The sequence below is a fragment of the Pontibacter flavimaris genome, assembly GCF_001907195.1.
Classification (GTDB): domain Bacteria; phylum Bacteroidota; class Bacteroidia; order Cytophagales; family Hymenobacteraceae; genus Pontibacter; species Pontibacter flavimaris.
This window is the reverse complement of sequence record NZ_LVWA01000010.1, coordinates 298,311-323,772: the sequence shown is the minus strand read 5'-3', so window position 1 is coordinate 323,772 and position 25,462 is coordinate 298,311. Positions and strand designations below refer to the sequence as shown.

Sequence of the window (25,462 nt, the reverse complement as noted above, 5' to 3'; positions counted from 1 at the left end):
GAAAGCATCCTCACGGCCTTTTTTATACTTTGTACTTCATACTTTATACTTTCACAGCAGGGAAGCCAGGCTTACACCACATGCGCAATCTCCTTAAAGGCAAAGTACCTTAGCTCCCGCTCAATCTCCACCGCCAGGCGCCCGTCCTCGCCCACGCCCTGTATCCGCCCCTGCACCAGCTGGTTGCCTACTTTGAAGGGATGTACCTCCTGGTAGCGGTACAGGCCCTGCAGGTACTCATACTTCAGGCGGGCGGAGTGGCCGCTGCGCAGCTGCAGGTAGCGCTTCTCCAGCAGTTCCAGCAGGCGCATCGTCACTTTCTCCAGGTTAAAGGCATGGCCGCATACGTTTGCCATAGAGGTAGCCGTTGGAGAAGCAAAGCTTGCCTGGTTCACATTTAAACCAATACCGACGATACTGTGTTGTAAAGTCTGGCTATTTATCGTGTTTTCTATCAGAATCCCGCCAAGTTTCTTATCTTCAAAGAATAAATCGTTGGGCCACTTTACCTGTGCCTGCTGCAGGCCATGCTCGCGCAGCAGATCGAGTACAGCCAGCGACACGGCCATGTTGAGGTAGAACTGCTGCCGCACCGCCACGAACGCAGGCGAAAGGATAACGGAGAGGGTGATGTTCTGACCAGGCGCCGCCTCCCAGGAATTTCCCCGCTGCCCGCGCCCCTGCGTTTGCTCGTGCGTAATGACGGTACAGCCCTCTGTGGCTTCATTTTTGATAAGAAGCTGCTGGGCCTCTGAGTTGGTGGAAGGACAGCTTGCGATAAAAAGCAGCTGCTGGCCCATAAACAGCGTATCAGGCAACATATTATTAGCGGAGAATTTAATACTTTTGTACATCAAATTTAAAGAGCGCAAATGAAAGAAACCAAGGTTGAGGCTACTTCCGACATATTGGCAGAGCTGGTAGTGAAGGGCATGCAGGAGAGAAAAGCTTCCGATATAGTGGTGATGAACCTTAAATCACTTAAAAACGCTGTATCAGATTACTTCGTAATAGCATCCGCAAGCTCCGACACGCAACTCGATGCCATCGCCTCCTCCATTGAGGAGGAAGTGTACAAGGCAACTGGCCAGAACCCGTGGCAAACCGAAGGCCGCATCAACAAAGAGTGGGTGCTGCTGGATTATGTGGACGTAGTAGCACACGTTTTCCTGAAAGACAAGCGTGAGTTCTATGCGCTGGAGGAGCTTTGGGGCGACGCCAGGATAGAGCACGTGGCGTCTGTCTAACCCCCTTGGGCATGGCCCTGAAACTTTTAGTGCCGGCCCTTGTTTCCCATACAATCGATATTCAAACTATCAATGGCAGAAAAAAATAATAAAGGCAACAACAAGAAGAAAAAGCCGATCATACCGAACACCCCACCGCGCCCTACCATGCAGCTGTGGATGCTGGCCGTGCTGATCCTGCTGATCTTCGGACTGACCTACCTGAACAAGAGCAACTCCTCTGTAGAGACAACCCAGCAGGACTTTGAGGAGATGCTGCTGAGCGGCGATGTCGACAGATTGACTCTGGTGAACGGCAAAACCGTGGAAGTATACCTTGAGAAAGAGGCGCTTCAGAACGATAAGTATAAAACCGAGCTCAACGACCGTGGTATGCTTACCATGGACCAGGGCCCGCACTACCACTTCCAGGTGATCTCGGCGGAATCTTTTAAAGAGGACCTGGATAAACTGCAGGCGGACGTACCACGCGAGCAAAAGGTACCGCTCACGCCGGAAACGCGCACGGGCTTTGCTGACTTCTTCTTCCAGTGGGGCTTCCTGATCCTGCTGCTGTTTGGTTTCTGGTTCCTGATGCGCCGTGTAACATCGGGCGGCACGGGTGGCCAGATCTTCAACATCGGCAAGTCTAAAGCAGCCCTTTTCGATGCAGAGAACAAGGTAAAGATCACATTTAAGGATGTGGCCGGCCTGGAGGAAGCGAAAGAAGAAGTGCAGGAGATCGTGGAGTTCCTGAAGAACCCGAGCAAGTTCACCGTACTGGGTGGCAAGATACCGAAAGGCGCATTGCTGGTAGGCCCTCCGGGAACCGGTAAAACCTTATTGGCAAAGGCTGTGGCCGGTGAGGCCGACGTGCCGTTCTTCTCCCTTTCAGGCTCCGATTTCGTGGAGATGTTCGTGGGTGTGGGCGCAGCGCGTGTGCGCGATTTGTTTAAGCAGGCCAAAGCCAAAGCGCCGTGTATCATCTTTATTGATGAGATCGACGCCATCGGCCGCCACCGTAGCCGTGGCGCCACCCCAGGCGGTAACGACGAGCGCGAGAACACGCTCAACTCCCTGCTGGTGGAGATGGATGGTTTCGCCACCGATTCCGGCGTGATCATACTTGCCGCCACCAACCGCCCTGACACCCTGGACTCCGCTTTGCTGCGCCCTGGCCGTTTCGACCGCCAGATCAGCATCGACAAGCCGGACATCAACGGGCGAACCGAGATCTTTAACGTGCACCTCAAGCCGCTGACGCTGTCTCCGGATGTAGATGCTAGAAAACTGGCTGCCCAGACACCAGGCTTTGCCGGTGCCGAGATTGCCAACGTGTGTAACGAGGCTGCTCTGATAGCCGCCCGCCGCAACAAAAAGGCAGTGGACCAGCAAGACTTTAACGACGCCGTGGACCGCGTGATTGGTGGTCTGGAGAAGAAGAACAAGATCATCTCACCGGAGGAGAAAAAGATTGTGGCCTACCACGAGGCTGGCCACGCCATAGCCGGCTGGTTCCTGGAGCACGCCGACCCGCTGGTGAAGGTAAGCATTGTGCCGCGTGGTGTAGCCGCTTTAGGTTACGCGCAGTACCTGCCAAAAGAGCAGTTCCTGTATACCACCGAGCAACTGATCGACGAGATGTGCATGGCCCTGGGTGGCCGTGCCGCCGAGGAGATCGTGTTCGGCAAGATCTCTACCGGCGCCCTGAGCGACCTGGAGCGTATCACCAAAATGGCTTACAGCATCGTGACGATGTATGGCATGAACGATAAGATCGGCAACGTTTCGTTCTACGATTCGAAGCAGTCCGAAATGTCGTTCAACAAGCCTTACTCAGAGGCGACCGCCGAGACGATAGACCAGGAGGTGCGCAAGATCATCGACGCCGCCTACCAGCGCACGAAGCAACTGCTAACATCGAAGGCGCCCGAGCTGGAGGTGGTGGCGCAGGAGCTTCTGGAGAAAGAGATCCTGTTCCAGAGCGACCTGGAGCGCCTGGTTGGCCCGCGCCCGTTCGAGGCCCTGACCACCTACCAGGCCCACACCGCCGGTACCGACCGCAGCCAGACCAAGAGTGAGGTGGAGCAGCAGCACCCGGTGGAAGTTGGCCAGACAGAGCACCCCGAGCAAGAGGAAGGCACCGTGCCCGGCACGCCGCTGGATAACGGCAGCACCCCTGCGGAGCAGGACAATATAAATTCGAGAACAGCTTGATCTAACCAGGCATGTACGAAGCAAAATCAAAGGAAATAGTATTAAGAAGGGTAAGAGAGGCGCTGGCTAAGTCGGCGCCTTTTCTGCCTCCTACCCCCGACTTCACCTCGCCGCTGCACCCGCCGGTGCCCGTGGAGGATATGTCGGTGGTGTTTGCCGAGAACTTCATTAAAAATGCAGGCGTGTTTGTGTACTGCGAGCATGAGGAGGACTTCTTCGACCAACTGTACGTGTACAAGAAAGAGCAGAACCTGCAACACCTGTGCATTTGGGAGCCTAACCTACAAAACATAGTCCACCAGGCGGGCATCGACTTTACAGCCGATGAGGAGGGGTTTGTGCAAAGTATAGATGCCGGCCTGACCACCTGCGAGGCGCTGATTACCCGCACCGGAAGCATCCTGGTGAGTTCTGCCAACGCGGGTGGCCGCCGCCTGAGCGTTTACCCGCCCACACACCTGGTAGTAGCCAAAGCCAGCCAGCTGGTGCCCGATATTAAGGATGGCCTGCAGCGCGTGCGCGATAAGTATAAAGAGAATTTCCCCTCGATGGTGTCGCTGGTCAGCGGCCCGAGCCGCACCGCCGACATTGAGAAAACCCTTGTGATGGGCGCCCATGGCCCCAAGCAGCTAGTCTTATTCCTGATTGATGACCTTCCGCATTAACGAGCTGGCGCCAGGCAAGAAAGTATACTTCGCTTCCGACTTCCATTTGGGTGTGCCCGATGCCAAGACCAGCCTGGCCCGTGAGAAGAAGATTGTGCGGTGGCTGGAGATGGTCCGGCACGATGCGGCCGCCATACTTTTGCTGGGCGATATCTTCGATTTCTGGTTCGAGTACAAGCACGCCATCCCCAAAGGCTACGTGCGCCTGCAAGGCAAACTGGCCGAACTGACAGATGCCGGCCTGCCGGTGCTTTTTTTCACGGGGAACCACGACATGTGGATGTTCGATTACTTTCCCAAGGAGCTCAACATTCCCATCATCCGCGAGCCGATCTCGACCAACCTTGGCGGCAAATCCTTCTACATCGGCCACGGCGACGGCCTGGGCCCCGGCGACCATACTTATAAAGTGCTGAAGAAGGTATTTGACAACCGGATGTGCCAGTGGCTCTTTGCCCGCATCCACCCCAACACCGGCATCGGAATCGCCAACGCATGGTCCAGGCGGAGCCGCATCAGCAATGTGGAGAAGGACGAAAAGTTTTTCGGGGAGCGGGAGTGGCTGGTGCAGTACAGCCAGGAGGTGGAGCAGCGGCAGCACCACGATTACTACGTGTTCGGCCACCGGCACCTGCCCCTGGAAATGCCCATTGGGGAGAATGCGCAATACGTGAACCTGGGAGAATGGGTCAATTTTTGCACATACGGCGTATACGACGGCGACAAACTGGAACTCAAGACCTTTGAAGGCTAACCGATCCATACTTATACTTTGGCTGGTGCTACTGGCACCGCTGCTGGCGCAGGCGCAGGATACCCTGCAGGCGCCCATACTTACCTATAGCCATAGTTTAGGCATCAGCTCCGCCACCACCATCTCCCAGGACCGCAACGGGAACGTATACCTGCTGGACGAGCGCCAGAACCTGCTGCGCCTGAACCCAGCCGGCCAGGCGCAAGACACCTACTCCCCCCCTGCCCGCGGCCGGATCAGCAGCATCCACGCCTGGAACCCCATGAAGATCGTGTTGTTTTATGAGGGCAGCCAGGAAATCACACTTTTAGACCGGTTTCTGCGCCCCATCAGCACCTCCGGCCTGCTGGACCTGCAATATGAAGGCACCGCCAAAGTAGCGGCCCCGGCCGGCGACCTGGGTTACTGGCTTTTCGATGAGACCAGCCTGACGCTAGCTAAACTGAACCCTTCCATGCGGCAGATAACTGTGGAAACACCGCTGAATTTGTTACTCAACCGCGAGGAGTTTGACGTGCGCCAGCTGCGTGAGTACCAGAACCAGGTATATCTGCTTGATTTTAACAGCGGTATTTTAGTGTTCGACAACCTAGGCAACTACAAGAAGAAACTGCCCTACATTGGTCTGCGCCACATCGGCTTCAGGGATAACGAGCTATACTTTGTAAAGGAAGGCAGGCTATACTTCTACGACCTCTACACCCAGCAGGAACGCGTGCTGGAGCTGCCGCAGCAAAAGGCGTATGTTTCTGCGCTCGTAGGTGATCAGCACCTCTTCCTCTTCACAAAAGACACCCTGGAAGTATACCTGATGGAGTAGGAGCCTACTTTGCTCCGGAAAACACCTTCAGCCCCACCACACCTGCCACGATAAGCAGGATGCAGAAGATGCGGATAAGATCGCGGGGCTCGTTCAGGAAAACGATGCCCAGTATGGCGGTGCCGGCAGCGCCGATTCCCGTCCAGATGGCGTAGGCAGTGCCCAGTGGCAGCGTCTTCATGGCCTGCGCCAGCAGCACGAAGCTCAGGATCATCACTAAAACGGTTACCACACTTACGCCAAGCTTGGTGAACCCCTCGCTATACTTCAGGCCAAAGGCCCAGCCAATCTCACAGATCCCGGCCAGGATCAGGTAAAACCATGCCATGTTCATACGTCATTCATTTTTTTGGTTCAGGCTGCAAAGGTATGGATTTAAACAGCCGCGGCACAGCGTTATACTTGACTAGTTTTATACTTACACGATCGGCATCAGCATCTCGTACTGCCTGAGCAGAAGCCCCAGGTGGCGCCCTTTCAAGTAGGAGAGCATGCTTTGGCCTGTGTCCTCTATGTTGATAAACATGATTGAGGGCGCCTCTACCTGCTTTACCGCCTCACGCAGCAGCGCCGTGCCTATACCTTTGCCGCGCCAGCCCTTGCCTACAGCCAGTTGGGCCACTGCCCCGTTCTTCCGGAAAAAAGAGATGTAGCCCACTACCTCCTGCTGCACACTACGGGCCTCCAGGGTCTGCGCTTGCCCCTTGCTCCGCTTAATTGCGTTTATGTCGTTCTGCCAGGATGGCCCCACCTCCCAGAAACTACTGTACGTTTCCCAGTCGGGCTGCGTAGTGGCCGAAATAGTGACCTGCTCTGACGGCTCTGCCCCCAGCAGCAGGTCCTGTTTAGCAGCCCGGAAGCAGCTGAGGGAGCGGGTAATCTTAAAGCCAACCTTCTTATAAGCCCTGATGGCAGGCATGTTCCCCTGGATGACCTCCAGTATGCATTGCTCCACGCCACTCTCGCGTAGTTTTGGCAACAGGAAATCATACATTTGCTGCGTCAGGCTGTGCCCCCTGTGCAGGGGCACCACGCCGGTACCCGCATTGTAAGCGGTTGGCCTGCCCTGCCACTCTCCTAATCCGGTAAGTATAAACCCCACCATTTGCCCACCCACGAAGGCACCCACGCTGAAGCCGGGCAGGATGCCCTCCCGCTCCACCTTATCCTTCAGCTGCTCCTCCGAGAGTTGCACCGGCACCACATAGTCGGCAAAGGCCTCCAGGAAAGTGTTGCGAAGTTGCGGCAAGTCTTTGGCGGTTAGGAAGGAGAAGCGGAAGTCGGGCATAAGGTATTAACTTTGTAAAGTTGACTTTGAAAGGTCTACGTTAAAGCGAGGGGTTTTGCAAAGAGTGGCGCCTCATTATGATCTCATTTTTAAAATAAAAAGCATAATTAGCCTCAGCTAAAACAACTAGCTTAGTGTGCCTAAATTATATTTTATGCACACATTTTCTATCTTCAAGACCTAATGCATGAATATATTCGTTATTCCTTCCTGGTTCCCATCTAAAGACCGCCCCGTAAGTGGTACGATGATTAAAGAGCAAACAGAGGCTTTTTGCCGGTTTTACCCGGATGTAAACATAGGCATAAGCAACTGGGGACAAATGGAGGAAAGATTTCTTCTATGGTCAAAAGATCATGTAAAGAACATTAGTAAGTTACTACGAGCTAAACCAAAACCTTTCAAAACTGTCTTAGCGCCAAATTTAAAAGTATACCATCATTACACTTTTACATGGACAAGTAAGCTATTGGGAGGCAATATGTTGGGTATCATAAAGGCGAATTTAAGCAACATTAAGGCTTTCGAGGTTGAGCATGGTCCTATAGATATTATTCACGCCCATGTTGGCTACCCGGCAGGAATTATTGCCATGAGAGTAGCTGAAAGACTAAGAAAGCCATATTGCTTAACTGAACGGATGGGCCCATTCCCGTGGGCTCAAACTGCTGACAAGAATGGTAGGTTAGCAGATTATTACAAGCAGCCGTACCTAAGAACTTCAGCAAATATTGCAGTAAGTCCTTTTCAGGTTGAGGCTTTACGTAAACAAGGAATTGACAATATCATGATGATTCCGAACTTTATTGATGAAAACTTCTTCAAACCTTCTCCTGATTACCACCCTCAGTCAGAGAAATTCACCTTCTTTACCCTTTCTTACCCTTCCCCTCAAAAAGGAACAGACATCCTGTTACAAGCCATAAAAGGATTATCGGAGAAGAACAAGAATATTCTGTTCCGGATAGGAGGCAGCAGTCCTTATATCGATGGATATAAAAGGATGGCATCTGAGTTGGGTATTCAACAATATGTAGCATGGCTGGGGGAAATTAACCGCAAGGAAGCGCTACATGAATACCAATTCTGTGATGCGTTTGCATTACCTAGTTTCTATGAATCCATGGGCATAGTCTATATAGAGGCGCTTGCTTGCGGGAAGCCTGTTATTGCTACCAGATGCGGAGGGCCCGAGTCTACTGTAACTCCACTTAACGGGTTGTTAATTGAAAAGAACAATGTTGCGGAGCTTATTGAAGCAATGGAAACTTTAATCAAGAGGAGGGAGTCTTATGACAGCAACAGTATTAGAGCTGACTTCTTAGCCAGGTTCTCAACTCAAGCAATTGCCCCTAAGACTTTTAATATGTATCAAAGAATAATCAGCAACTCTTTGGATAAAGCAGAACTTTAACCAGAGATGGCTCTAGTTAGCTTATTAGCTGTACTAATTCTTTGAAGAACTTTGGCATCATTCGAAGCCTTCTTGTATATGCAGGATCTTGATCTGCTATAAATTTCGCAAAGCTTTTGGTTGTTCTTCCACACAAAGCCGCATACAAACCGGCAGAGCTAAGAAAAATGTAAAAAGTTAACTTAGGCATACTACTATCTGAAGCCATTCGCTCCAGAGCAATATTCTTAGGCAACTCTTGTACCTGTGCCCTTCCTTTATGACGATTTATCATCTCTCTTGCCTTCTGCAAATTTTGAATTGTGGCATACTGCTCGGGGTGGTACTTAACAGCAACTTCTTTTATACCCTTTTGCTCAAAATAAGAAAAGGCTTTGCCTAAGGCATGATCAAAGACTTCGAAACTTACAGTTCCATACTCCAGGAAAGAATCGAACACAAGCACAGCCATCTCATCTGTTTCTTCTTCTTCTTTTACCTGCTTAAACGGGAATGGTAAAACAACTTTCCTTTCGAAGTTGGGGAACGCCGCTTCTGTAACTCCGAAAACATTGTTGTAACTTGGGTCCAAGTATAATTTCTGCAATTTTAAACGTCCCAAGAAATTGGCGTAATGAAGAAGTATGAAAGGCAAGGAAGGCTTGCCAACAGGGGGACATAGTTCTAAGTTAATTTCATGGAGGGTATGGTATGAGTAGAGCCCTTCTTCCAGTATAGAAAAGCCCGCGCATTTTCTATGCTTTAAGAATAGCCTTACGAAATCTATACCGGTTTGATTGGTATAAAAATGAAACCTAGACCCTTGGGTAATCTGCTCTACAAATGCATCAAACCGCCGTATTTTGGCCCAACTCCTCCAGAATCTCCTCTCTACTGCAAAGCTGTTGATCGGGTGATGTGTAAAAGGTGCGTCATATTCAGGTACCGCTAACTCATTAAGTTCTGGCTTAAACTCTCTCCCGTACAGGAACACACAGTGCTGCACCTCCAGATTGAGATACTTTATTACCTGCAGGCTGACAAAATATGTTATGTAGCTATGAATGTAAAAGATATGCTTCATAGCTGCTGTACCATTTCGTGCCTTTTATTAATATAGAACAGAGAAACCAGAGCCGCTACTATTAAAAGTAAGCTGATAGTTGCCTTTGCTAAAAACACCATATCCATACTCCAGTACACCAGCCCAAGTAAGGCAATATTTATGGTTAACCATTGTAAAGGGTAATAATTCAGGCTTGCTGAATTCCTATAATCAGCGAAAAAATAGCCACTGTATCCCATATACATCAAGGCTACGAAAGTAGTATAGGCAGCAGCTTCAATCCCAAACAGTGGCACAAGTATAAAATTCAGCCCCACGTTTCCTAAACTTGCCACAATCGAAATCTTCCATAGCCCGGCGGTCTTCTCTCCATAGGTCAGCTTATTGATCAAAGCCAAGTACATAGGCCGGTAATTATAGCCCATCAGAATGACGATAGCTAAGGGATAGGCTTGTCGCAAATCGTTATTCTTAATAAGGATGAAGAAGATCTCCTTCATCCAGATGCAGGCCAAAGAGGTTATGGCAAAGAAAACGGCCTGTAAGGAGAAGGTTGCATGCCGAATGCTGTACAAGGCTGCTTTTTTTCCCGAGCTCGCTGCATATAATTGCACATACAGGGGATTAGCAGCCTGAACAATAGCGTTAGAGGCAGATGCGAAATAAAGCCCAAAGCTGGAGGCAATATTATAAAAGCCAATACGAGGCATAGGTACTTGCAGGATATCCATCACAAGTTTATCCGAAGTATCTAATAGGAAGAAGGAGAACTTGTGAGGAATAACGGGTATCGAGACTCGCAACGCCTCTCTTATCCTATACCATTTGAAGCGCATAATAGGCAGCAAACCCTCTTGTACATACAGTGGATAGACAATAAGTATAAAACCTACCACTGCTCCTGTAAAGGTAGAATAAAACCAACCCATGTATCCCACTTGTAGGTAAGCAATGAAATAAATGTTAAGTGAGATGGTGATTAAACCTACAGCAAGCCCTTGGGTGGCCACAATACTTGGCTTTTGCTGCATCTGGTAGTATAGAGACCCAATATGGGAAGACTGATAAAGAAACATGGCGGGTATTGAATGTAATACAATTATACTCCACCTGTCTTCTACTGCCTCTGCAGGTATAAACAAGTAAAGTACCGCAGCCAGCACTATACCATAAACTACCGACCACATCGAGATAAACCCATGCAACTGTCGCCACACCCACTTATACCGGGTCGGGTGCTTCACGTAGGCATTCACCATCACCACGCTCAGCCCCAGCGACTGCACCATCCCCAGCGCCGTGACGTAGGCGGTTACCACACCGGCCACGCCGTAGTCGGTGGTGGTGAGGAAGGGGGTGATGATGGGCAGGGCCAGCACACCGGCTACGCGCGGTAGTTGCGCCGCCAGGCCGTAGATCGCCGCATGAGACAGTAACTTCCGAAGCATCCTCTAAAATTATACTTTATTTCCCAGCGCATAGCTATGTGGGCCTTTTTTCGTAAATAGACTATTCCGCCCCGCTACGGGCGGCGCCAATGGCCGCGATGCACTGTTGCCATACTTGCACTTTTAGGAGGCACAAAAGCAAAAGCCTAAAAATTTAGTATATTTGTTGATAATTGATTTTGAAAACAAGAATTAGCCTAGCTATATAAAGGAGATACAATTGTGGGATGTAGTTCATGTTCTAGTGGCGGATGCGGCACGGACACCAAACCTGGTGGCTGCAAAAGCAACGGCGGGTGCAGCACAGGAGGCTGTAACCGTTTAAATGTGTTCGACTGGCTCAGCGATATGGAGATACCGACATCGTTTGAGGAGTTTGACATAGTAGAGATTCGATTTAAGGGAGGCCGAAAAGACTTCTTCCGAAACATAAACCGTCTGGACCTGACGACCGGCGACGCCGTGGTCGTGGACGTTCCGAATGGCCACCACATCGGCTTCGTGTCGCTGAAGGGGGAGCTCGTGCGCCTGCAGATGCTTAAAAAGAAGGTGGATAACAACGAGGAGATCCGCACGATCTACCGCATCGCCACCGAGCGCGATATGGAGAAGTTTAACGAGGCCCGCGACCAGGAAGGCACCACCATGTACCGCAGCCGCGAGATCATTCAGCAGCTTGGCCTGAAGATGAAGCTATCGGACGTAGAGTACCAGGCCGACAGAAGCAAGGCCACCTTCTACTACTCCGCCGATGACCGCGTGGACTTCCGCGACCTGATCAAGAAGCTGGCGGAGGAATTCAGGATCCGGATAGAAATGCGCCAGATAAGCCTGCGCCACGAGGCCGGCCGCCTGGGAGGCATCGGGTCGTGTGGCCGCGAACTCTGCTGCTCTACCTGGCTCACCGACTTCAAGAGCGTCTCCACCACGGCGGCGCGTTACCAGAACCTGTCGCTGAACCCAAGCAAGCTGAGCGGCCAGTGCGGGCGCCTCAAGTGCTGCCTCAACTATGAGTTGGAGACGTATATGGATGCGCTGAAGGATATTCCGAGCGTAAACCGGCCGCTGCAGACCCAGCAGGGCGATGCCATACTTCAGAAAACCGACATCTTTAAGCGCATGATGTGGTTCGGCTACAAAGGCGACAACAACTGGTACCCGGTACCGGTGGAACGCGTGCAGGAGATCCTGGAGCTGAACTCGAAGGGGATCGCCGTGGACACACTGCTGACGGAGCCTGAGGAAGAGCCAGTGCAGAACGAGTTTGTGGCACAGGTAGAGGGAAGCCTGGAGCGCCTTGACGACAAGTTCAAGAACAAAAAGAAGAAGAAAAAGAAGAAAAAGCCAGGCGATGCCCCAGGGCAACCGCAGCGGCCCGAAGGGTTAGCGGAGGCTCCGACACAACCGAGAAGGGAGAGGCCGGAGCGCCAGCAGGCACAGCCGCAGGATGGCGCAGAGCAGCAGGAGCAGCGGCCACGCCGCCAGCGCCCGCCTCGTAACAAGAACAGGAACAGAGAAGGGCAGGAAGGAGCCGCCCCACGCGAAAACCGGGAGCCAAGGGAACAGCGTGAGCCGAGGGAGCCCCGGGAAAGACGCGAGAGGCCCGAGACTTCAGGCAGCGCTCCGGAGGCAGGCGCGCAGCCACAGGCCGGCGGCGACCAGCCCTCTAAGAAGCGCTCGCGCAAGCCGTTCAGAGGCAAGAAACCAGATCAGGGTAACAAACCACCACGCACTGATGCATAACTTAGTTAAGGTGTGGGCAGCGGCACTCGTGCTGCTGCTCTCCGCCTGCGACCCGGCACGGGTGTATGAACAGAATATAGACCTGCCCCAAGGCAACTGGCAGATCGACAACGCACCCGTTTTTGAGTTCGAAATAAAGGACACCACCCAAGTGTACGATATATACTTTAACGTGCGCTATAACCTGAAGTATGATTACTACAACCTGTACCTGCGCCACCAACTCATGGGCCCCGACAGTGCAGAGGTCTCATCCAAACTGCACGAGGTACTGTTGATGGACTCGAAGACTGGCAAGCCGCTAGGCAACGGCTCCAGCGACATCTATGACCTGCAGGCCCTCGCCCTCGACAACATGAAGTTCGGTAAACAGGGCACGTACAGGCTAAAGCTAACCCAGTACATGCGCCGCGACCCCTTGCCCAACATCCTGGCAGTGGGCGTGCGCGTGGCCACTAACGCAGACGATAAATAAATACACAGTTTTTCAAAAGTATAAAAATGCCCCGGCAGCCAGTGTGTGGCAATGCCGGGGCATTTTTGTTTCCTGCATGGCAAGTATAACCTCACCTGGTTTGGCAAAAACACGTAAAAGTAGCGCAGGCAACTAATCGCAGCTGATAGTAGTATGCACTTACACCCAAAATAGAAACACCCTTGTCAAATGCAAACCACACTCATTATACTTGGTTTTACCTTCACCCTGTTCTCCTTTCTGCCCCTTATCACCTCGCCGCTCTGGTGGATCCGGGTAATGGACTTCCCGCGCCTGCACGTAGCCATCCTGCTAAGTGCGGTGCTGATAGCTTACGTTGTCCTGTATGGCATCCGGGGCTATGCCGATACGCTTATGGTGGTGGTGTGGGCACTGGCCATACTTAACGAGCTGCGTTACATCATCAACTTCACGCCACTCGTGAAAGTGGAGGCGCTGCGCACGGAGCAGAAAGCCCCGGCCAATTCCTTTACCATGATGATAGCGAACGTGCGGATGGTGAACCGGGAGTATGACAAATTTCTGGAGCGGGTAAAGGAAGCCCACCCTGACATGCTGATCATGAACGAGCCCGACCAGGAGTGGCACGACCACGTGGCTAAGGTGCTGGACAAAGTATACCCTTACTCCATAAAGAAGCCGCTCGACAACACCTACGGCATGCTGTTCTGGAGCAAGAACAGGCTGCACGAAAGCGACATCAGGTACCTGGTGGAGGACGGCATCCCATCTTTCTACACGGTGGTGGAGCTACCGGGTGGCGACAGGTTCTCCCTGTTCACGGTGCACCCGCAGCCGCCGCGCCTCATGCTCAACACCGAGACTCGCGAGGCTGAACTGCTCATAGTTGCCAAGCAGGCCAAGAAAGCACCCTATCCTGCCGTGGTGGCCGGCGACCTGAACGATGTGGCCTGGTCCAAAACCACAAAGCTGTTCAAGGAGATCAGCGGGCTGCTGGACCCGCGCGTGGGCCGGGGCTTCTACAATACCTATAATGCCTACATCCCTGTATTCCGCTACCCCCTCGACCACGTGTTCTATGACCCGCAGTTCCGGTTGGTGGGGCTACGCCGCCTCGAAAAATTTGGCTCCGACCACTTCCCCATTCTCATCACCCTGAACTATGAGCCACAACGCGAATATGAGCAGGAACACCCGCACGCAGACCAGGAGGACAAGCAGGAGGCAAACGAACTGATACAGGAAGGCCTGGAGAAAGGCGAGGAGCGCAACCAGGAAAAGAAGGCAGGAGACGGCCTGTAAATAAAAAACCCGCTCAGGTGCCTGAGCGGGTAAAAGACTTTTACAATGCCTAACGGCTATTGACAGCTTATAACTTAGATTCTCTCTACGTTGATAGCGTTCAAACCTTTTTTGCCATCCTTAACCTCGAAAGAAACACGATCGTTCTCGCGGATTTCGTGGATCAGGCCTGTCTGATGCACGAAGATGTCTTGATTAGTGTCATCCTCTACGATGAAACCGAATCCTTTAGATGCGTTAAAGAATTTTACTTTACCTGTCTTCATTATAACAATAATTAATAATTATGAACAAAGGTAAGTATATCTTCCGAATTGTTAGCAAACATCCCTGCAAATAAATAACAAAAACATCATCAGGCACTTACCCGCCGCCTTTCCTGCCGCTCCACCCCTACCATTTGCAGCCCGGCTTATACTTTATACAGGTATGGAAAACTGCCTTCGGCATGTATAAAAAGCACCCGCGTCGCTACCTCCTGCCAGGGCAGAAGGCGCACGCTTTCCGGCAGATTTGCGCAGGTTCCACGCCAAGATAGCAATAACCATGTGCGGTGTGGTTCGTATAGCTAAAACGTTCTGTTACACTCTAAAACAGCTAGTATCACGTAATCTTTGAGGGTAATGGAAACTTAAAACCGGCGCCGGATTATACTCCCAACGGCACCGGGGAAAAGCAGACCGGGAACAACAAACTTAATAAACGTCAACTATAAACTAAGGAGATCAGAACTATGAAAGAGACTGAGAAAAATCAAAGTACGGAGCAAAACTCCAACATGTCGGGTAGCTCATCCAACAGCCTTAACCCATCTTCCTCATCGTCATCAGGCAGTACCTCAAATAAATCAAGCAGCGGCAGCAGCGGCAGTTCCGACTCTTCCCAAATGGGCAGTTCCGGCTCGTTGCAGAAGAGCGGCTCCTCTAGCAGCAAGACCACAACCGGCTCTGCCAGCAAGTCATCCACTACCAAAGCCAAGTCCGGCACATCCTCTAAAAAGGAGGGCAAATCCGGCAGCACGATGTCATCCAAGACTGGCAGCGATTCTTCCAGCTCCGGCAGCGGCTCCGACTCTGACCGCAACAGAAACCTTTCGGAGTATGGCAACTACGGCTCCATGACAAGCGGCTCCTCGCAGGGCTTCCAGGGTTCCGGCCAGGGGCAGCAGGATTGGGAGAGCCAGAACAGAGGAGGCCAGGACCAGAACCGGGGCGGCTATGGCAGCCAGGGCGGTTACGGCTACGGGTCGCAGCACGGAAACTATGGCGGCCAGAGCGGCTATGGGTATCAGAGCGACTATGGCTCACAGAGCAACTACGGCAGCCAGGGCTCTCAGGGGGGCTACGGCTCATCCCAGGGCAGCTACGGTGGTTCCTCGCAGCAGGGCGGCTGGGGCTCGCAGGGAGGTTCTAACTATGGCAACCAGGGCGGCATGGAAGGCAACCGTATGCGTTCGCAGGATCAGTCTAACGACATGTATGGCAGCCGTGGCGGCATGCAGGGCGGCTACCAGGACCGTGAAGGCGACTTCCAGGGCGGCTACGGCGTGATGAACGACCAGGGCGGCATGGGCCGGTACAACCAGCAGAGTGGCCAGGGTGGCTACGGCAGCCAGGGCCGTCACAGCTCGCAGGGCAACTATGGCTCTTCCTCGCAGGAGCATGGCATGCAGGGCGGCCGCTACAGCAGTGGTCATAGCTCTTCTCAGGGTGGCTACGGCTCTTCGCAGGGCCAGGGCAGCAGAGGCCAGCAGGGCTATCAGCAAAACTACGGCCAAGGTGATCACGGCCAGCGCATGGGCTACGGCCAGCAAAGTGAGTATGGCAGCCAGGGCGGCTATAGCAGCGGCCATCAAGGCTACGGATCAAGCTCGGGCAGAAGCGGCAGCCAGGGCGGCTACGGCGACAGAGACCGCTATGGCTCTATGGGCTACGGCTCCAGCAGAGGCATGAGCGAGTACGACAGCGATGACCGCGGCTCTCAGCGAGGCTGGGACTCCCAGAGCTCCATGCAGGGCGGCTACGGCAGCCAGGGTGGCTATGGCTCCAGAGGAGGCTCTTATAACGATGAGTACAGATCAGGCCGCTCAGCCAGGCATGGCTCGCAGGGAAGCGACTATGGCCAGGATTATGGCAGAAGCTCAGGCGGCTACGGCTCTTCCGGCAGGTCGTCTTCTGACAGAGGCGGCTACGGCGACAGCAACTACAGCAGCGGCATGAGCGGCGGCTACGGGTATGGCTCCGGCAGCGGCAGCCAAAGTGGTTACGGATCGGGCAGCTCCAACCAGGGCAACTACTCGGGCCGCTACGGCCAGGGCGGCGACCAAAGCCGCTACGGCTCCATGGATAGCGGCACGTCGTACTACAGCGACAACCGTGGCTCCAGCTCGCGCGAGAACTACCGTGGCTACGGACAGGGCAGCGGCTCCGACAGAGACCAGGACAACTATCAGACCCGCCGCAGCGACCGCTACCGCAACCTAGACGAGTAAGCAAAGTTGTTTAGCTGACATCATAAAAATCCCCTCCTGAGCTTTCGGGAGGGGATTTTACTTTTTATACTTTATACTTTAAACCCCAAGTTGCGATTTATCAATGCAGTGCAGGTGTAAACCCACCCTAACCCCTCCGAGGAGGGGAATTATTTCATTCTGACAGAACAGGCTCAAAAATTACTGTCATTCTGTTAAGAAACTTGGTGGAAGAGAGATTAAGCTTACGCTACTGGCCCACAAGATCCCCCGAAACAAGTTCGGGATCCGAGGCTTGCAGGATGACAAAAAAGAGAGTAAGGAATAACCCTAACCCGAGGAGGGGAATCAGCTACTCTTTTGTGAAATTCCCCTCTTGTGAGGGGTTGGGGGTGGGTTAATCGCAACTTGAGTTTTATACTTTATACTTTAGCCGACGCGCTACCGGATTAAACAAAGCAATCGCTGTGGTCCTGCAAAAACTGGCGCATGGAGTGGGGCTTCCGGTTGGTAACTTTCTCCACAGCATCCGTTACACCGCTGGATTTGTCCGCCTTCTGCACCTGATACAGTTCCACCAACGCATCCGTGATCCGGGCAGGGGAGCCGTGCTCTTTCAGGCTTCTCCTGTAGTCCTCCTCCGGCACATCCACAAACGCCACCTGTCTGCCTGTCACCTCACTCAGCAGCTGCGCCACCTCCGTATTCGACAGCGCCTCCGGGCCGGTGATATCGTACACCTTGCCTGCGTGGCCATCGCCCAACAGGGCTTCTATACCTACAGCGGCAATATCGCGGGCATCCACGTAGCTTATCCTGCCATCGCCGGAGGGCATGTAGAATCTGCCTTCCTGCTTTATACTTTCAGCATGGTACTCAATGAGGTTCTGCATGAAGGAAGCCGGCCTCAGGAAAGTATAGCTGATGCCGCTCTCCTCGATATACTGCTCTATTTCGTGGTGCCAGCGCCCCAGCTGTATGCCGTGCGCGGCGCCGGCACCCAGCGCAGAGAGCTTTACGATGTGCTTCGCGCCGGCTCGTTTTGCCTCGTCTACCAGCGTTCTGGCCATCTGTACCTGGTCCTCTGCAAGCGGCGTTATCAGAAACAATTTATCTACGTGCGTAAAAGCGGCGCGCAGCGATTCCGGGTCCTCGAAGTCCATCTCCACGATCTCCACCCCCGGCAGGCGCTTCAGGTTTTCGCCCTTAATAATGGAGTGCACCCCGGCCCTCACCCTGATATCGCCGTCCAGCATGGCCAGCTGCTTTACCACCTCGCGGCCTACCGTGCCGGTGGCGCCCGTTACCAATATCGTTGTATGCATAGTCTTATTCTGTTGGGTTTATACTTCTACTACGGCGTATGCCAATTGTTGATTACTGGTTACTGGTTGTTGCGCGTTGGTCGCAGCTTCTACTTCCCTTGCCTGCCGTGTTCCCTCGTTAAGGTGAGCCGGAACACCTTGCCGCTTTCGTTGGTGAGGAGCAGTTGGTTTTGGGAAGTATAAAGTATGGCCTCGGCCTGCCCGGTCTTGCCCACTTTCAGGCAGTAGTGTTTGCCGCTGAGATTGATGTTGCCATCCTGCACCTCGAACAAGTATACTTTGCCGTAGCCAAGTATGGCAAACTGCCGCTGGTCCGGGGAGAGGGCGGCAGCCGTGGTCATGGCGGTAACAGGTAGTTGCTCCTGCAGCCTGGCTACATGTGTTCCGGATTGCGCGGGCAACGTATAAAGCTTGAGTTGCTTGTCTTTGCCCCGGCTTTTGGTAAAAAGGTACAGCGAATCCTGATGATAGAAAAAGGCCTCCAGGTCGAAATGCCGGTCGTTTTCGGCTGGCGGAAACTGCTCCTGGTCCTCGAAAGAAAAGTATAAAGTGCCTTCCAATGTATGATCTTCCTTGCTGAGGATGTGGATCTGCAGATCTTTCCGGCTGTTCAGGTTATTGCCGAAATCACCTATGAACAGCTGCTCCCCGCTCTCGGCCAGCTCTTCCCAATCGCGGTTTTCCAGCTCCAGCGGTAGGGTCTGCAACAGTTCTCCACTTAGATTAAACCGGTAGAGCTCTGCCGGCGTGCCGCTGTCGCCGTGCGTCCAGAAGGTGCTGTCAGGAGCGTGAGCCAGGCCGGAGCTTTCCTGTATCTGCCTGTCCAGCCGCGCCACCCGCTCCAGCTTATACTTAAAATCCGGCCTGCTGAAACCACCGTTGCGCCTGTCGGGACCGCATCCGCAGAAGAGGGTCTGAAGGTAAATGTAGGCGGTAAAGATCTTGTAGAGCAAGACTTGTTGAGTTAGAAAGTTAGAAGGTTAAAAAGTTAGAAGGTTTGTACGGAGTTGAATAATGAAAGTATAAAGCAGCTTCTGGGGCAGACGACTACCTATACTTACTAAAGCTTCCAAACATGATTGGTTGCTTTTGCAAAGCAAGGCACAAGCGGACGCTTGCGCCAGGAATACGCTACCATTTTTAACTTTCTAACTTTCTAACCTTTTAACCTTCTAACTCTCTAACTCCCAAACTCTTTAACTCTCTGGCTTTTTCCGGTTTTTCCCAGAACTGGCGGCTGTAGATGCGCTTGTAAGGCCAGTGGCGCTGGCGCAGCAGCAGTGGGATATCGGCGTGCGTGTGGCGGACGGAGCGCGCGCTGAAGTATAAATCGTCGTCGGTGAGCACCACGCCCTGGTAGGCGGCCTCTTTTACCAACGTCAGGTCGGCGAAGGGCACTTCGGGTTTCAGGTGCGGCACCTGTCGGGCGAGTATTTCTTTTAGCAGCGGCACCTGCGGGGGTATACTTTCCTGTTTGGGCTCGTACTCAAAGTAACGGCGGCTCACCTGCTGGGCGTAGTGCAGGTAGTCCTTCAGTACCTTCGGACCGGCATGCGTGGTATGCTCCACCTGCAGCTGCTCGGCCCGGATGCTGCTGACCACTACTATTTCCTGTTTGGAGCGCGTTACGGCCACATTCAGGCGGTTCTCGCCACCTGCCTGGTTCAGGCTGCCGAACTGCATGGCCATTCGCCCCTTCTCATCCGGCGCATAGCCCACCGAAAGGATGATCACCTCCTTCTCATCGCCCTGAATGTTCTCGATGTTCTTGACCAGCACCGAGGCGGGTATAGGTATACTTTGCTCCCGGGCCGCTTCCTCCAGCAGGTCCTGCACCAGCATCTGCTGGTTGTAGTTGAACGTGATCACGCCCAGTTCCTCCTGCCCTGCCTGCAGGTACTGCAGCACCAGTTCCACCACGCGCTGCGCTTCGGCCAGGTTCTGGTTATCCTGCCACAGCCCGTGCACTTTCACAAAGCTGATGGCGGGTTGGCGCGCGTTGGCGTCCCGCAGCTCCGGGATCAGCTCCAGCTTGTTTTGATAGAAATAGCGGTTCGAGAACTCGATGAGTTCGGGGTAGCGGCTGCGGTAGTGCTGGGTGAGCATGGTTTGCGGCAAGTATAAACCGCACAACTCCAGCAAGGATTCAGCCGATAGTTCCTCCACTTCGTCCTCGCCTTCGGCCCCGTTCCAGCGGGCGCGGTAAATATCGGAGGGCTTGAGCTGCTGGGCATCGCCGGCCACTACTACCTGCTTGCCGCGCAACATGGCCGGAATGCCGGTTTCGGCGTAGCACTGCGAGGCCTCGTCAAAGATCACCAGGTCGAAGCAGCGCTCCAGCGGCAGCACCGCCGATACGGTTTCAGGCGAGGCCAGCCAGCAGGGCACCAGGTCCAGCATTTCCTCGGAGAACAGGGAAAACAGCTTGCGCAGCGGGTAGAGGCTGCGCTTCTTGCTCACCTGCGCGTGCAGGCGGCGGTAGGTAACCGGGTTGCCCAAGCGGTTCAACTCGATATCCTTGTACGCCTGCTCCCGCAGCCGCGAGAGCACAATTTCCTGGCTCAGCTCCTGCTTTTGCTGCAAGAGTAACTGCAGTTCTTCCTCCAGTCGTTCCAGTTCGCCGTTGCTGGGCATGCGCAGCTCCGGGTGCTGCCCCTCCAGTTCGTGCAGCCAGGCCAGGTAGAGGCTGTTGCGCAGGAGCGCTTCGCCCTCCTCGGCCGATTTTATAGGTTGCTCCAGCAGCAGCTCTGCCACCTTGCGCTCCGGTCCGGTAAAAGAAGTCAGTAGCGCATCGAAAGCTACCAGGGGCTCAAATACTTCCGGCAGTTCCTGCAGTAGATCCTGTCTATACTTTTCGTCCTTTACAAGCCGTGAGATTTGCCCTTCCGTGAGCCACTGCAACCAGTGGTTATACGTTGCCTCAGCCTCGTTTATACTTTGCGTGAGGGCCTGCAAGTGCTCGGGCAGCTGCACCAGGCTTAACAATTTTTCGTGCAGCACCTGCTTTTGATGCAACCGGCGCAGCAGCCTGTGGGCTTGAGTAGCCTCCTCTACTGCCTTCAGCTTTTGCAGTACTTCGCTGGGGTGCTGGGTAATCTTTAGGCTTGACTTTATACTTTGGTTGATGCTCTGCATCAGCTCCACGGATTGCTGGCGCAACTCCAGGCGCCGCTGCAGCTCGCCTACGCCGGCCTCATCCAGCTCCAGTTTATACTTGGTCAGCGCCTTTTTCAGCAGCTGCTTTTCGGGGGCAAATGCCCAGGTAATCCGGCCCAGCAGCTGCTTTTGCTGCTCCTCATACTTGGCTAGGGCGGATTTTACAGAGACCAAATCCTCCGTGGCAATGGCCGCATCCGGTGCCGGGCAAACCAAGTATAACTCCTTTAGTTGCAGCACCTGCTGCTGCAGTTCCTTGGGCGCTGCTTGCCGCTGCAGCAAAGGCCAAAGCGCCTGCTCTACCTCTTCCTGTGCCAGCAGCTCCTGCAACCGGGTGATTTCCGCTAAGGCGGAAGTATAGGTGGGTAGCTCCTCCAGCGAGAAAGTGTAGCCACTCAACTCGTTTATACTTCGCTGCAGCCTGGCGTACTCCTCCGGCAATGCCCCGATGACCCGCTCCAGTTCCTGCCGCTCCTGGAAAGTATAGCCTTCCATACTACGGCGCTCCTTCCACACAAAATCATCTTTTTGCCAGGGGATGGCTTTTTCTAAATACTGGCGCAGGCGGGGCAGAAACTCCGTTACGGTCTCGGCGGTCAGGTTTTTAAAGTATGGGATGAGCGGGATGTGCGGCTGCTGCAGGCTGCTGCGCAAGTATAGCTCCTTGGGCGACCAGCCGCAGCGGCTCATGTCGAAGAGCGCGGTTTTAAAAGCTTGCAGCTTCTCCAGGTTTTTGTTGATGCCCCGGCTTACTTCCAGAAAGGTACGGTCGGTGTAGATGCTGTTGAGCGCCAGGTTCTGCTTTTTGTACTCGTCGAGCCGGTCTACCTGCTCGCGCAGCTGACTAAAAATAGCTTTGCGGTCGGCGTTGATGTCGTGCACAAGCGCGGCAAAAGCGCCCAGTCCCTGCCGCGAGAGCCGCTGGTGCACCACATCCAGCGCGGCGCGTTTCTGGCTTACCACCAGCACCTTTTTGCCCCTGGCCGTAAAGTCCGACACCAGGTTACAGATAAGCTGCGATTTGCCTGTGCCCGGCGGCCCCTGCACCACCACCGACTGCCCCTGCTTTACCGCCTGCAGCGCCGCCTCCTGCGCCGCATCCAGGGCAAAGGCCGTGAAGGTATGCTGCGCCTGCGTGCTCCCGTTTATACTTTCCTCCGGCGTGCCGAACAGCTGCTCCATTTCCTGCAGCTCGCCTTGCTCCAGCAGTTCATCGTAATCCGTGAGTAAGTAAGAAGCTGCCTGCGGGAAGATACCCAGCACCGCCTCCTGCTCCAGCTCCAACTGACCCGGTTTATATTCTGCCTCGTAATCGGCCTTCTTGTAGTCTGTAAAGCGCTTGAGTTTATCGCCGAAGAACTCGCGGCCGGCATTTATACTGAGCTGCTGCTCTTTTAATAGTTCGTATACTTTGGTGCGGAATTCCAGCGGGTGCTGGGGCAGCGTGCTCAGGTCTAGCTCCAGCAGTTCCTCAGCCAGGGGTGTGCCCATGTAGTGCGCGTAGGCCAGCAGAAAGCTCTGGTTAAACTGCGGCGGCTGCGCCTCGTCGGGTTGCAGCTCCCATTCCTGGGCCGCGTTTACCTGCAGCTTCACCGGGAAGAACAGCAAGGGGCTCCGCACGGCCGTACCGTCCGAGAACTTGCCATGCACAAAGGGCCAGCCCAGGTATAACTCGCGGCTGCCGCGCTCTTCAAAGATCATCTCGGCCTTGCGCTTGATAAATCGCAGGCGGCGGCTTACTGCGGCTACGGGCGCGTGGCGGCTGTCGGCATACGGGCTCAGCGCGATCTTCTTTTTGCTGCTCAGCAGCTTTTCCAGCACCTCAAAGGCGGGCTTGCCGTTCACGAAATCCAGCGCCTCCACATCCAGGTGCAGCTCCCGGTACAGGCGCAGCAGGACCAGGGCCCTGTTGCCGGAGCCGAGGTTGAGGAGTCTGCGTCTGTAATTTTTGAGGATGTCTTTCATGAGGTACTGCCACGTAAACGAAAGAAGTCGGCGGAAAGTCTAAGCCAGCAAAGCAAGTTAGCAGGAAATAATGGGAGTTGGAATATAAAAGCCGTGGCAAAAAGGTATCTTGCCGCCCCTTAATCAGTCACTTACATGCTTGCCTCTGTTTTATCCGCGCTTATTTTCCTGCTGCTGCCCCTCCTGTTTCCCAGCAAACCAAAGCCAGTAAAGGACTATGATAAGCTGCTGCTGGTAAACGAGTACAAGTATAAAATCTACGAGGTCTTCTCCCTCATCCCGCTTTTCTTCTTTACAGGCGTAATCTGCTATGCCTTTTACCTGTTGGGCAACGATGTGCAGGAAGTATACTTCCGGGGCCGGGAGGCGAACTTTGCCATTTATCCGCCGGCCTCTTTCTGGCTGGTGCCGGGTATGTGCTTCGGCATTGGCTTACTGATGCCGCCGATGGAATTACTCTACCACCTGATGCTGAAGGAGGAGTACCCGGTATACCTGGAGTACACCAACCGCAAGTATGGCTTTGACGGCTATAGGGTGGTCCGGTTTCTGGGCAGGGGCTGCCTGCTTGCCGGCGTACTAGTATCCGTGCTGGGCCTGGGCTGGTACAAAGAGGTAAAAGGCGACAAGATCGTCATCAACGATTTCGGCTCGCTCACACCGCAGGCGTACACGATGCAGGACGTCACATCGGTAACGCACTACAAGTATAAACAAAACTCCAAAGGCGAAGTAGAAGCGGAACCGCACTACAGAATCCGTTTCTCAGACGGCAGGGTGTGGGATACGTCCGACAACTTTCATGAGGTAAGCGAGGAGAAGTATAGGGCTATCGTAAGTTATATCACATCCAACGCAAATCTTGAGCTGCGGCACGAAAGTACAGACCCTGCAGACTAGCAGCTTCTTATGCTTTCGGGCAGGCACTTTTCCTCCGGTTGCCGCCGCCGCTTTTATGCATAATGCAACATTTTTACCAGGATGCAGTTTTTCTAAAGGTATAGCCAACTCATTTGTTATAGCCAAACCATACCTTTGCCGAATAAAACATCCAGAATGAAGATAAACTCACACCCGGTTATACTTCTGCTCCCGGTGCTGTTGTGCCTCGCGCTGGCGTCGTGCAACAGAGACAAACCCATCCCCCCCATCGCGCCCTTAGAAGGCTACACCACCACCAAGCAATACCCCGGCAGCGTGGGCGACGAAAGCCTGGACGACTGGAAAAAGAAACTCAAGGACATTGAGGTAGTGCAGATAAAATCCACGATGGATAGCAAAGTGGAACCGGCCTTGTTCTACGAGTCGAAGTCGAGCCGCAAAAAGCCGCTGCTGGTGCTGCTGCACAGTTGGAGCAGCGGCTACCTGCAGGTGCCCTCCATCCCCTTCGCGCTGTGGGCCGAGAAGTATGACTGGGCCTTTATCCAACCCAACTACCGCGGCGTGTTCGAGCAGCCCGAGGCGATGGCCTCCGACGTGGCCATTCAGGACATTGTGGACGCTGTGGATTATGCCATGCAGCACGCCGACATCGACTCCTCGCGCGTGTACCTGGTGGGCTCCTCGGGCGGTGCCATGACGGCGCTTGTGGCCGCCAGCCGCCACCCTGATATTTGGGCAGGCGTGGCTGCGTGGGTGCCGGTGTTCGACATTCCGGAGTGGTACGATTTTAACCTCTACTACCCGCATCGCAAGTATAACAAGCAGATTGTGGCCGCCCTGGGGGGCGAGCCTCTTCCGGAGACCCCGGCAGCCGAAGAGGGCAAGCGGCGCAGCCCCAGCACCCAGCTCCACCAGGCCAAGGACGTATCGATCTTCCTGGCGCACGGCATAAACGACCTCCTGGTACCCCCAAGCCACTCTATCCGCGCCTACAACATCCTGGCCGCCCCCGCCGACACGATATCCAAGGAAGACATGGAGTACATTGTGAAAGAGCAGGCCATACCGGAGAGCCTGCAGGGCGAGGCCTCCGACCCATACTTCGGCGCGTCGGACCCCGAGGTTGTGTTTAGCCGCAAATCAAGGAATGTGAAGCTGGTACTGTATGTGGGCGTGCACGACATGGCCTACAACGCCACCCTGCTCTGGCTGAACGACCAGAGGAAACAGCAGCCACCACAGCCAGCCGTGGCACGAGGCAGGTAAACCTTTGCCCCGTTGCATC

The 25,462-nt window shown here is 53.9% G+C and carries 22 protein-coding genes; 12 read left to right on the top strand and 10 right to left on the bottom strand.

Annotation, left to right across the window (positions count from 1 at the left end; genetic code table 11):
- Positions 1–71: 71 nt before the first annotated feature.
- Entirely contained in the window at positions 72–821 is a 750-nt protein-coding gene (locus tag A3841_RS16860) for a biotin--[acetyl-CoA-carboxylase] ligase (protein WP_083610412.1), read from the bottom strand.
- Between the two features lie 51 nt (positions 822–872).
- On the opposite strand from A3841_RS16860, the gene rsfS reads away from it, so the two are divergent.
- From rsfS to A3841_RS16835, 5 genes are all read left to right on the top strand, one after another.
- Positions 873–1,247, top strand: coding sequence for a ribosome silencing factor (rsfS, locus tag A3841_RS16855; RefSeq protein WP_073854038.1), 375 nt, complete (start codon positions 873–875; stop codon positions 1,245–1,247).
- Between the two features lie 72 nt (positions 1,248–1,319).
- The gene (gene ftsH, locus A3841_RS16850; RefSeq protein ID WP_073854036.1) at positions 1,320–3,443 is read left to right on the top strand and encodes an ATP-dependent zinc metalloprotease FtsH; all 2,124 of its coding nucleotides are present in this window, start codon (positions 1,320–1,322) and stop codon (positions 3,441–3,443) included.
- Positions 3,444–3,454: 11 nt separating this feature from the next.
- Complete coding sequence (locus A3841_RS16845; protein WP_073854034.1) at positions 3,455–4,108, top strand: LutC/YkgG family protein; 654 nt, start codon at positions 3,455–3,457, stop codon at positions 4,106–4,108.
- Positions 4,092–4,862, top strand: coding sequence for a UDP-2,3-diacylglucosamine diphosphatase (locus tag A3841_RS16840; RefSeq protein ID WP_073854032.1), 771 nt, complete (start codon positions 4,092–4,094; stop codon positions 4,860–4,862). The genes A3841_RS16845 and A3841_RS16840 overlap by 17 nt, the downstream gene beginning before the upstream one ends.
- Positions 4,852–5,682 carry a PQQ-binding-like beta-propeller repeat protein gene (locus A3841_RS16835; RefSeq protein ID WP_235861448.1) on the top strand — a complete coding sequence of 277 codons (831 nt, stop codon included), beginning with the start codon at positions 4,852–4,854 and terminating at the stop codon, positions 5,680–5,682. Before A3841_RS16840 ends, A3841_RS16835 begins: the two co-directional genes overlap by 11 nt.
- Before the next feature lie 4 nt (positions 5,683–5,686).
- Here the strand turns inward: A3841_RS16835 and A3841_RS16830 are convergent, their stop codons facing one another.
- A complete protein-coding gene (locus tag A3841_RS16830) occupies positions 5,687–6,016 on the bottom strand; it encodes a multidrug efflux SMR transporter (RefSeq protein ID WP_317042500.1) in 330 nt (109 codons plus the stop codon).
- An 84-nt stretch (positions 6,017–6,100) separates the two neighbouring features.
- Positions 6,101–6,970: a GNAT family N-acetyltransferase gene (locus A3841_RS16825; RefSeq protein WP_083610402.1), complete on the bottom strand. Its 870-nt coding sequence runs from the start codon at positions 6,968–6,970 to the stop codon at positions 6,101–6,103.
- A gap of 187 nt (positions 6,971–7,157) precedes the next feature.
- On the opposite strand from A3841_RS16825, the gene A3841_RS16820 reads away from it, so the two are divergent.
- Entirely contained in the window at positions 7,158–8,384 is a 1,227-nt protein-coding gene (locus A3841_RS16820) for a glycosyltransferase (protein ID WP_073854030.1), read from the top strand.
- A gap of 16 nt (positions 8,385–8,400) precedes the next feature.
- Here A3841_RS16820 and A3841_RS16815 read toward each other — a convergent pair whose 3' ends face one another.
- Together A3841_RS16815 and A3841_RS16810 are read right to left on the bottom strand one after the other, a co-directional pair.
- Positions 8,401–9,447, bottom strand: coding sequence for a polysialyltransferase family glycosyltransferase (locus tag A3841_RS16815; RefSeq protein WP_073854028.1), 1,047 nt, complete (start codon positions 9,445–9,447; stop codon positions 8,401–8,403).
- On the bottom strand, positions 9,444–10,877 hold the full coding sequence (locus A3841_RS16810) for a lipopolysaccharide biosynthesis protein (protein ID WP_073854026.1): 1,434 nt from the start codon (positions 10,875–10,877) through the stop codon (positions 9,444–9,446). The genes A3841_RS16815 and A3841_RS16810 overlap by 4 nt, the downstream gene beginning before the upstream one ends.
- Before the next feature lie 348 nt (positions 10,878–11,225).
- Between A3841_RS16810 and A3841_RS16805 the strand changes: the two genes are divergently transcribed.
- The 3 genes from A3841_RS16805 (at position 11,226) to A3841_RS16795 (ending at position 14,379) form a co-directional block, all read left to right on the top strand.
- The gene (locus tag A3841_RS16805) at positions 11,226–12,620 is read left to right on the top strand and encodes a PSP1 domain-containing protein (protein WP_170866223.1); all 1,395 of its coding nucleotides are present in this window, start codon (positions 11,226–11,228) and stop codon (positions 12,618–12,620) included.
- The gene (locus A3841_RS16800) at positions 12,613–13,095 is read left to right on the top strand and encodes a gliding motility lipoprotein GldH (protein ID WP_073854022.1); all 483 of its coding nucleotides are present in this window, start codon (positions 12,613–12,615) and stop codon (positions 13,093–13,095) included. The genes A3841_RS16805 and A3841_RS16800 overlap by 8 nt, the downstream gene beginning before the upstream one ends.
- 189 nt (positions 13,096–13,284) lie before the next feature.
- The gene (locus A3841_RS16795) at positions 13,285–14,379 is read left to right on the top strand and encodes an endonuclease/exonuclease/phosphatase family protein (protein WP_073854020.1); all 1,095 of its coding nucleotides are present in this window, start codon (positions 13,285–13,287) and stop codon (positions 14,377–14,379) included.
- A 74-nt stretch (positions 14,380–14,453) separates the two neighbouring features.
- Here the strand turns inward: A3841_RS16795 and A3841_RS16790 are convergent, their stop codons facing one another.
- Entirely contained in the window at positions 14,454–14,645 is a 192-nt protein-coding gene (locus tag A3841_RS16790; protein WP_073854018.1) for a cold-shock protein, read from the bottom strand.
- Positions 14,646–15,132: 487 nt separating this feature from the next.
- Positions 15,133–15,411 carry a hypothetical protein gene (locus tag A3841_RS16785; protein WP_139307994.1) on the bottom strand — a complete coding sequence of 93 codons (279 nt, stop codon included), beginning with the start codon at positions 15,409–15,411 and terminating at the stop codon, positions 15,133–15,135.
- Between A3841_RS16785 and A3841_RS16780 the strand changes: the two genes are divergently transcribed.
- Positions 15,401–16,870 carry a hypothetical protein gene (locus A3841_RS16780; RefSeq protein WP_235861447.1) on the top strand — a complete coding sequence of 490 codons (1,470 nt, stop codon included), beginning with the start codon at positions 15,401–15,403 and terminating at the stop codon, positions 16,868–16,870. The genes A3841_RS16785 and A3841_RS16780 overlap by 11 nt on opposite strands.
- Positions 16,871–17,298: 428 nt before the next feature.
- Here the strand turns inward: A3841_RS16780 and A3841_RS16775 are convergent, their stop codons facing one another.
- From A3841_RS16775 to A3841_RS16765, 3 genes are all read right to left on the bottom strand, one after another.
- Positions 17,299–18,174 carry an SDR family oxidoreductase gene (locus A3841_RS16775; protein ID WP_073854014.1) on the bottom strand — a complete coding sequence of 292 codons (876 nt, stop codon included), beginning with the start codon at positions 18,172–18,174 and terminating at the stop codon, positions 17,299–17,301.
- 89 nt (positions 18,175–18,263) lie between these two features.
- The gene (locus tag A3841_RS16770; RefSeq protein WP_073854013.1) at positions 18,264–19,127 is read right to left on the bottom strand and encodes a hypothetical protein; all 864 of its coding nucleotides are present in this window, start codon (positions 19,125–19,127) and stop codon (positions 18,264–18,266) included.
- Positions 19,128–19,338: 211 nt separating this feature from the next.
- Positions 19,339–23,295: an AAA domain-containing protein gene (locus tag A3841_RS16765; RefSeq protein ID WP_073854011.1), complete on the bottom strand. Its 3,957-nt coding sequence runs from the start codon at positions 23,293–23,295 to the stop codon at positions 19,339–19,341.
- Positions 23,296–23,430: 135 nt separating this feature from the next.
- Here A3841_RS16765 and A3841_RS16760 point away from each other — a divergent pair, with 135 nt between their 5' ends.
- Both A3841_RS16760 and A3841_RS16755 read left to right on the top strand, forming a co-directional pair.
- Positions 23,431–24,195, top strand: a complete 765-nt coding sequence (locus tag A3841_RS16760; protein WP_073854009.1) for a hypothetical protein — start codon at positions 23,431–23,433, stop codon at positions 24,193–24,195.
- Positions 24,196–24,351: 156 nt separating this feature from the next.
- The gene (locus tag A3841_RS16755) at positions 24,352–25,443 is read left to right on the top strand and encodes an alpha/beta hydrolase family protein (protein WP_139307993.1); all 1,092 of its coding nucleotides are present in this window, start codon (positions 24,352–24,354) and stop codon (positions 25,441–25,443) included.
- The last annotated feature ends 19 nt before the right edge of the window (positions 25,444–25,462 follow it).

Excerpts from the sequence above, each read along its gene's own strand:
- A3841_RS16860 (WP_083610412.1), bottom strand. The coding sequence starts at position 821 with ATGTTGCCTGATACGCTGTTTATGGGCCAGCAGCTGCTTTTTATCGCA.
- rsfS (WP_073854038.1), top strand. The coding sequence starts at position 873 with ATGAAAGAAACCAAGGTTGAGGCTACTTCCGACATATTGGCAGAGCTG.
- ftsH (WP_073854036.1), top strand. The coding sequence starts at position 1,320 with ATGGCAGAAAAAAATAATAAAGGCAACAACAAGAAGAAAAAGCCGATC.
- A3841_RS16845 (WP_073854034.1), top strand. The coding sequence starts at position 3,455 with ATGTACGAAGCAAAATCAAAGGAAATAGTATTAAGAAGGGTAAGAGAG.
- A3841_RS16840 (WP_073854032.1), top strand. The coding sequence starts at position 4,092 with ATGACCTTCCGCATTAACGAGCTGGCGCCAGGCAAGAAAGTATACTTC.
- A3841_RS16830 (WP_317042500.1), bottom strand. The coding sequence starts at position 6,016 with ATGAACATGGCATGGTTTTACCTGATCCTGGCCGGGATCTGTGAGATT.
- A3841_RS16825 (WP_083610402.1), bottom strand. The coding sequence starts at position 6,970 with ATGCCCGACTTCCGCTTCTCCTTCCTAACCGCCAAAGACTTGCCGCAA.
- A3841_RS16820 (WP_073854030.1), top strand. The coding sequence starts at position 7,158 with ATGAATATATTCGTTATTCCTTCCTGGTTCCCATCTAAAGACCGCCCC.
- A3841_RS16815 (WP_073854028.1), bottom strand. The coding sequence starts at position 9,447 with ATGAAGCATATCTTTTACATTCATAGCTACATAACATATTTTGTCAGC.
- A3841_RS16810 (WP_073854026.1), bottom strand. The coding sequence starts at position 10,877 with ATGCTTCGGAAGTTACTGTCTCATGCGGCGATCTACGGCCTGGCGGCG.
- A3841_RS16805 (WP_170866223.1), top strand. The coding sequence starts at position 11,226 with ATGGAGATACCGACATCGTTTGAGGAGTTTGACATAGTAGAGATTCGA.
- A3841_RS16800 (WP_073854022.1), top strand. The coding sequence starts at position 12,613 with ATGCATAACTTAGTTAAGGTGTGGGCAGCGGCACTCGTGCTGCTGCTC.
- A3841_RS16795 (WP_073854020.1), top strand. The coding sequence starts at position 13,285 with ATGCAAACCACACTCATTATACTTGGTTTTACCTTCACCCTGTTCTCC.
- A3841_RS16790 (WP_073854018.1), bottom strand. The coding sequence starts at position 14,645 with ATGAAGACAGGTAAAGTAAAATTCTTTAACGCATCTAAAGGATTCGGT.
- A3841_RS16780 (WP_235861447.1), top strand. The coding sequence starts at position 15,401 with ATGTCATCCAAGACTGGCAGCGATTCTTCCAGCTCCGGCAGCGGCTCC.
- A3841_RS16775 (WP_073854014.1), bottom strand. The coding sequence starts at position 18,174 with ATGCATACAACGATATTGGTAACGGGCGCCACCGGCACGGTAGGCCGC.
- A3841_RS16765 (WP_073854011.1), bottom strand. The coding sequence starts at position 23,295 with ATGAAAGACATCCTCAAAAATTACAGACGCAGACTCCTCAACCTCGGC.
- A3841_RS16760 (WP_073854009.1), top strand. The coding sequence starts at position 23,431 with ATGCTTGCCTCTGTTTTATCCGCGCTTATTTTCCTGCTGCTGCCCCTC.
- A3841_RS16755 (WP_139307993.1), top strand. The coding sequence starts at position 24,352 with ATGAAGATAAACTCACACCCGGTTATACTTCTGCTCCCGGTGCTGTTG.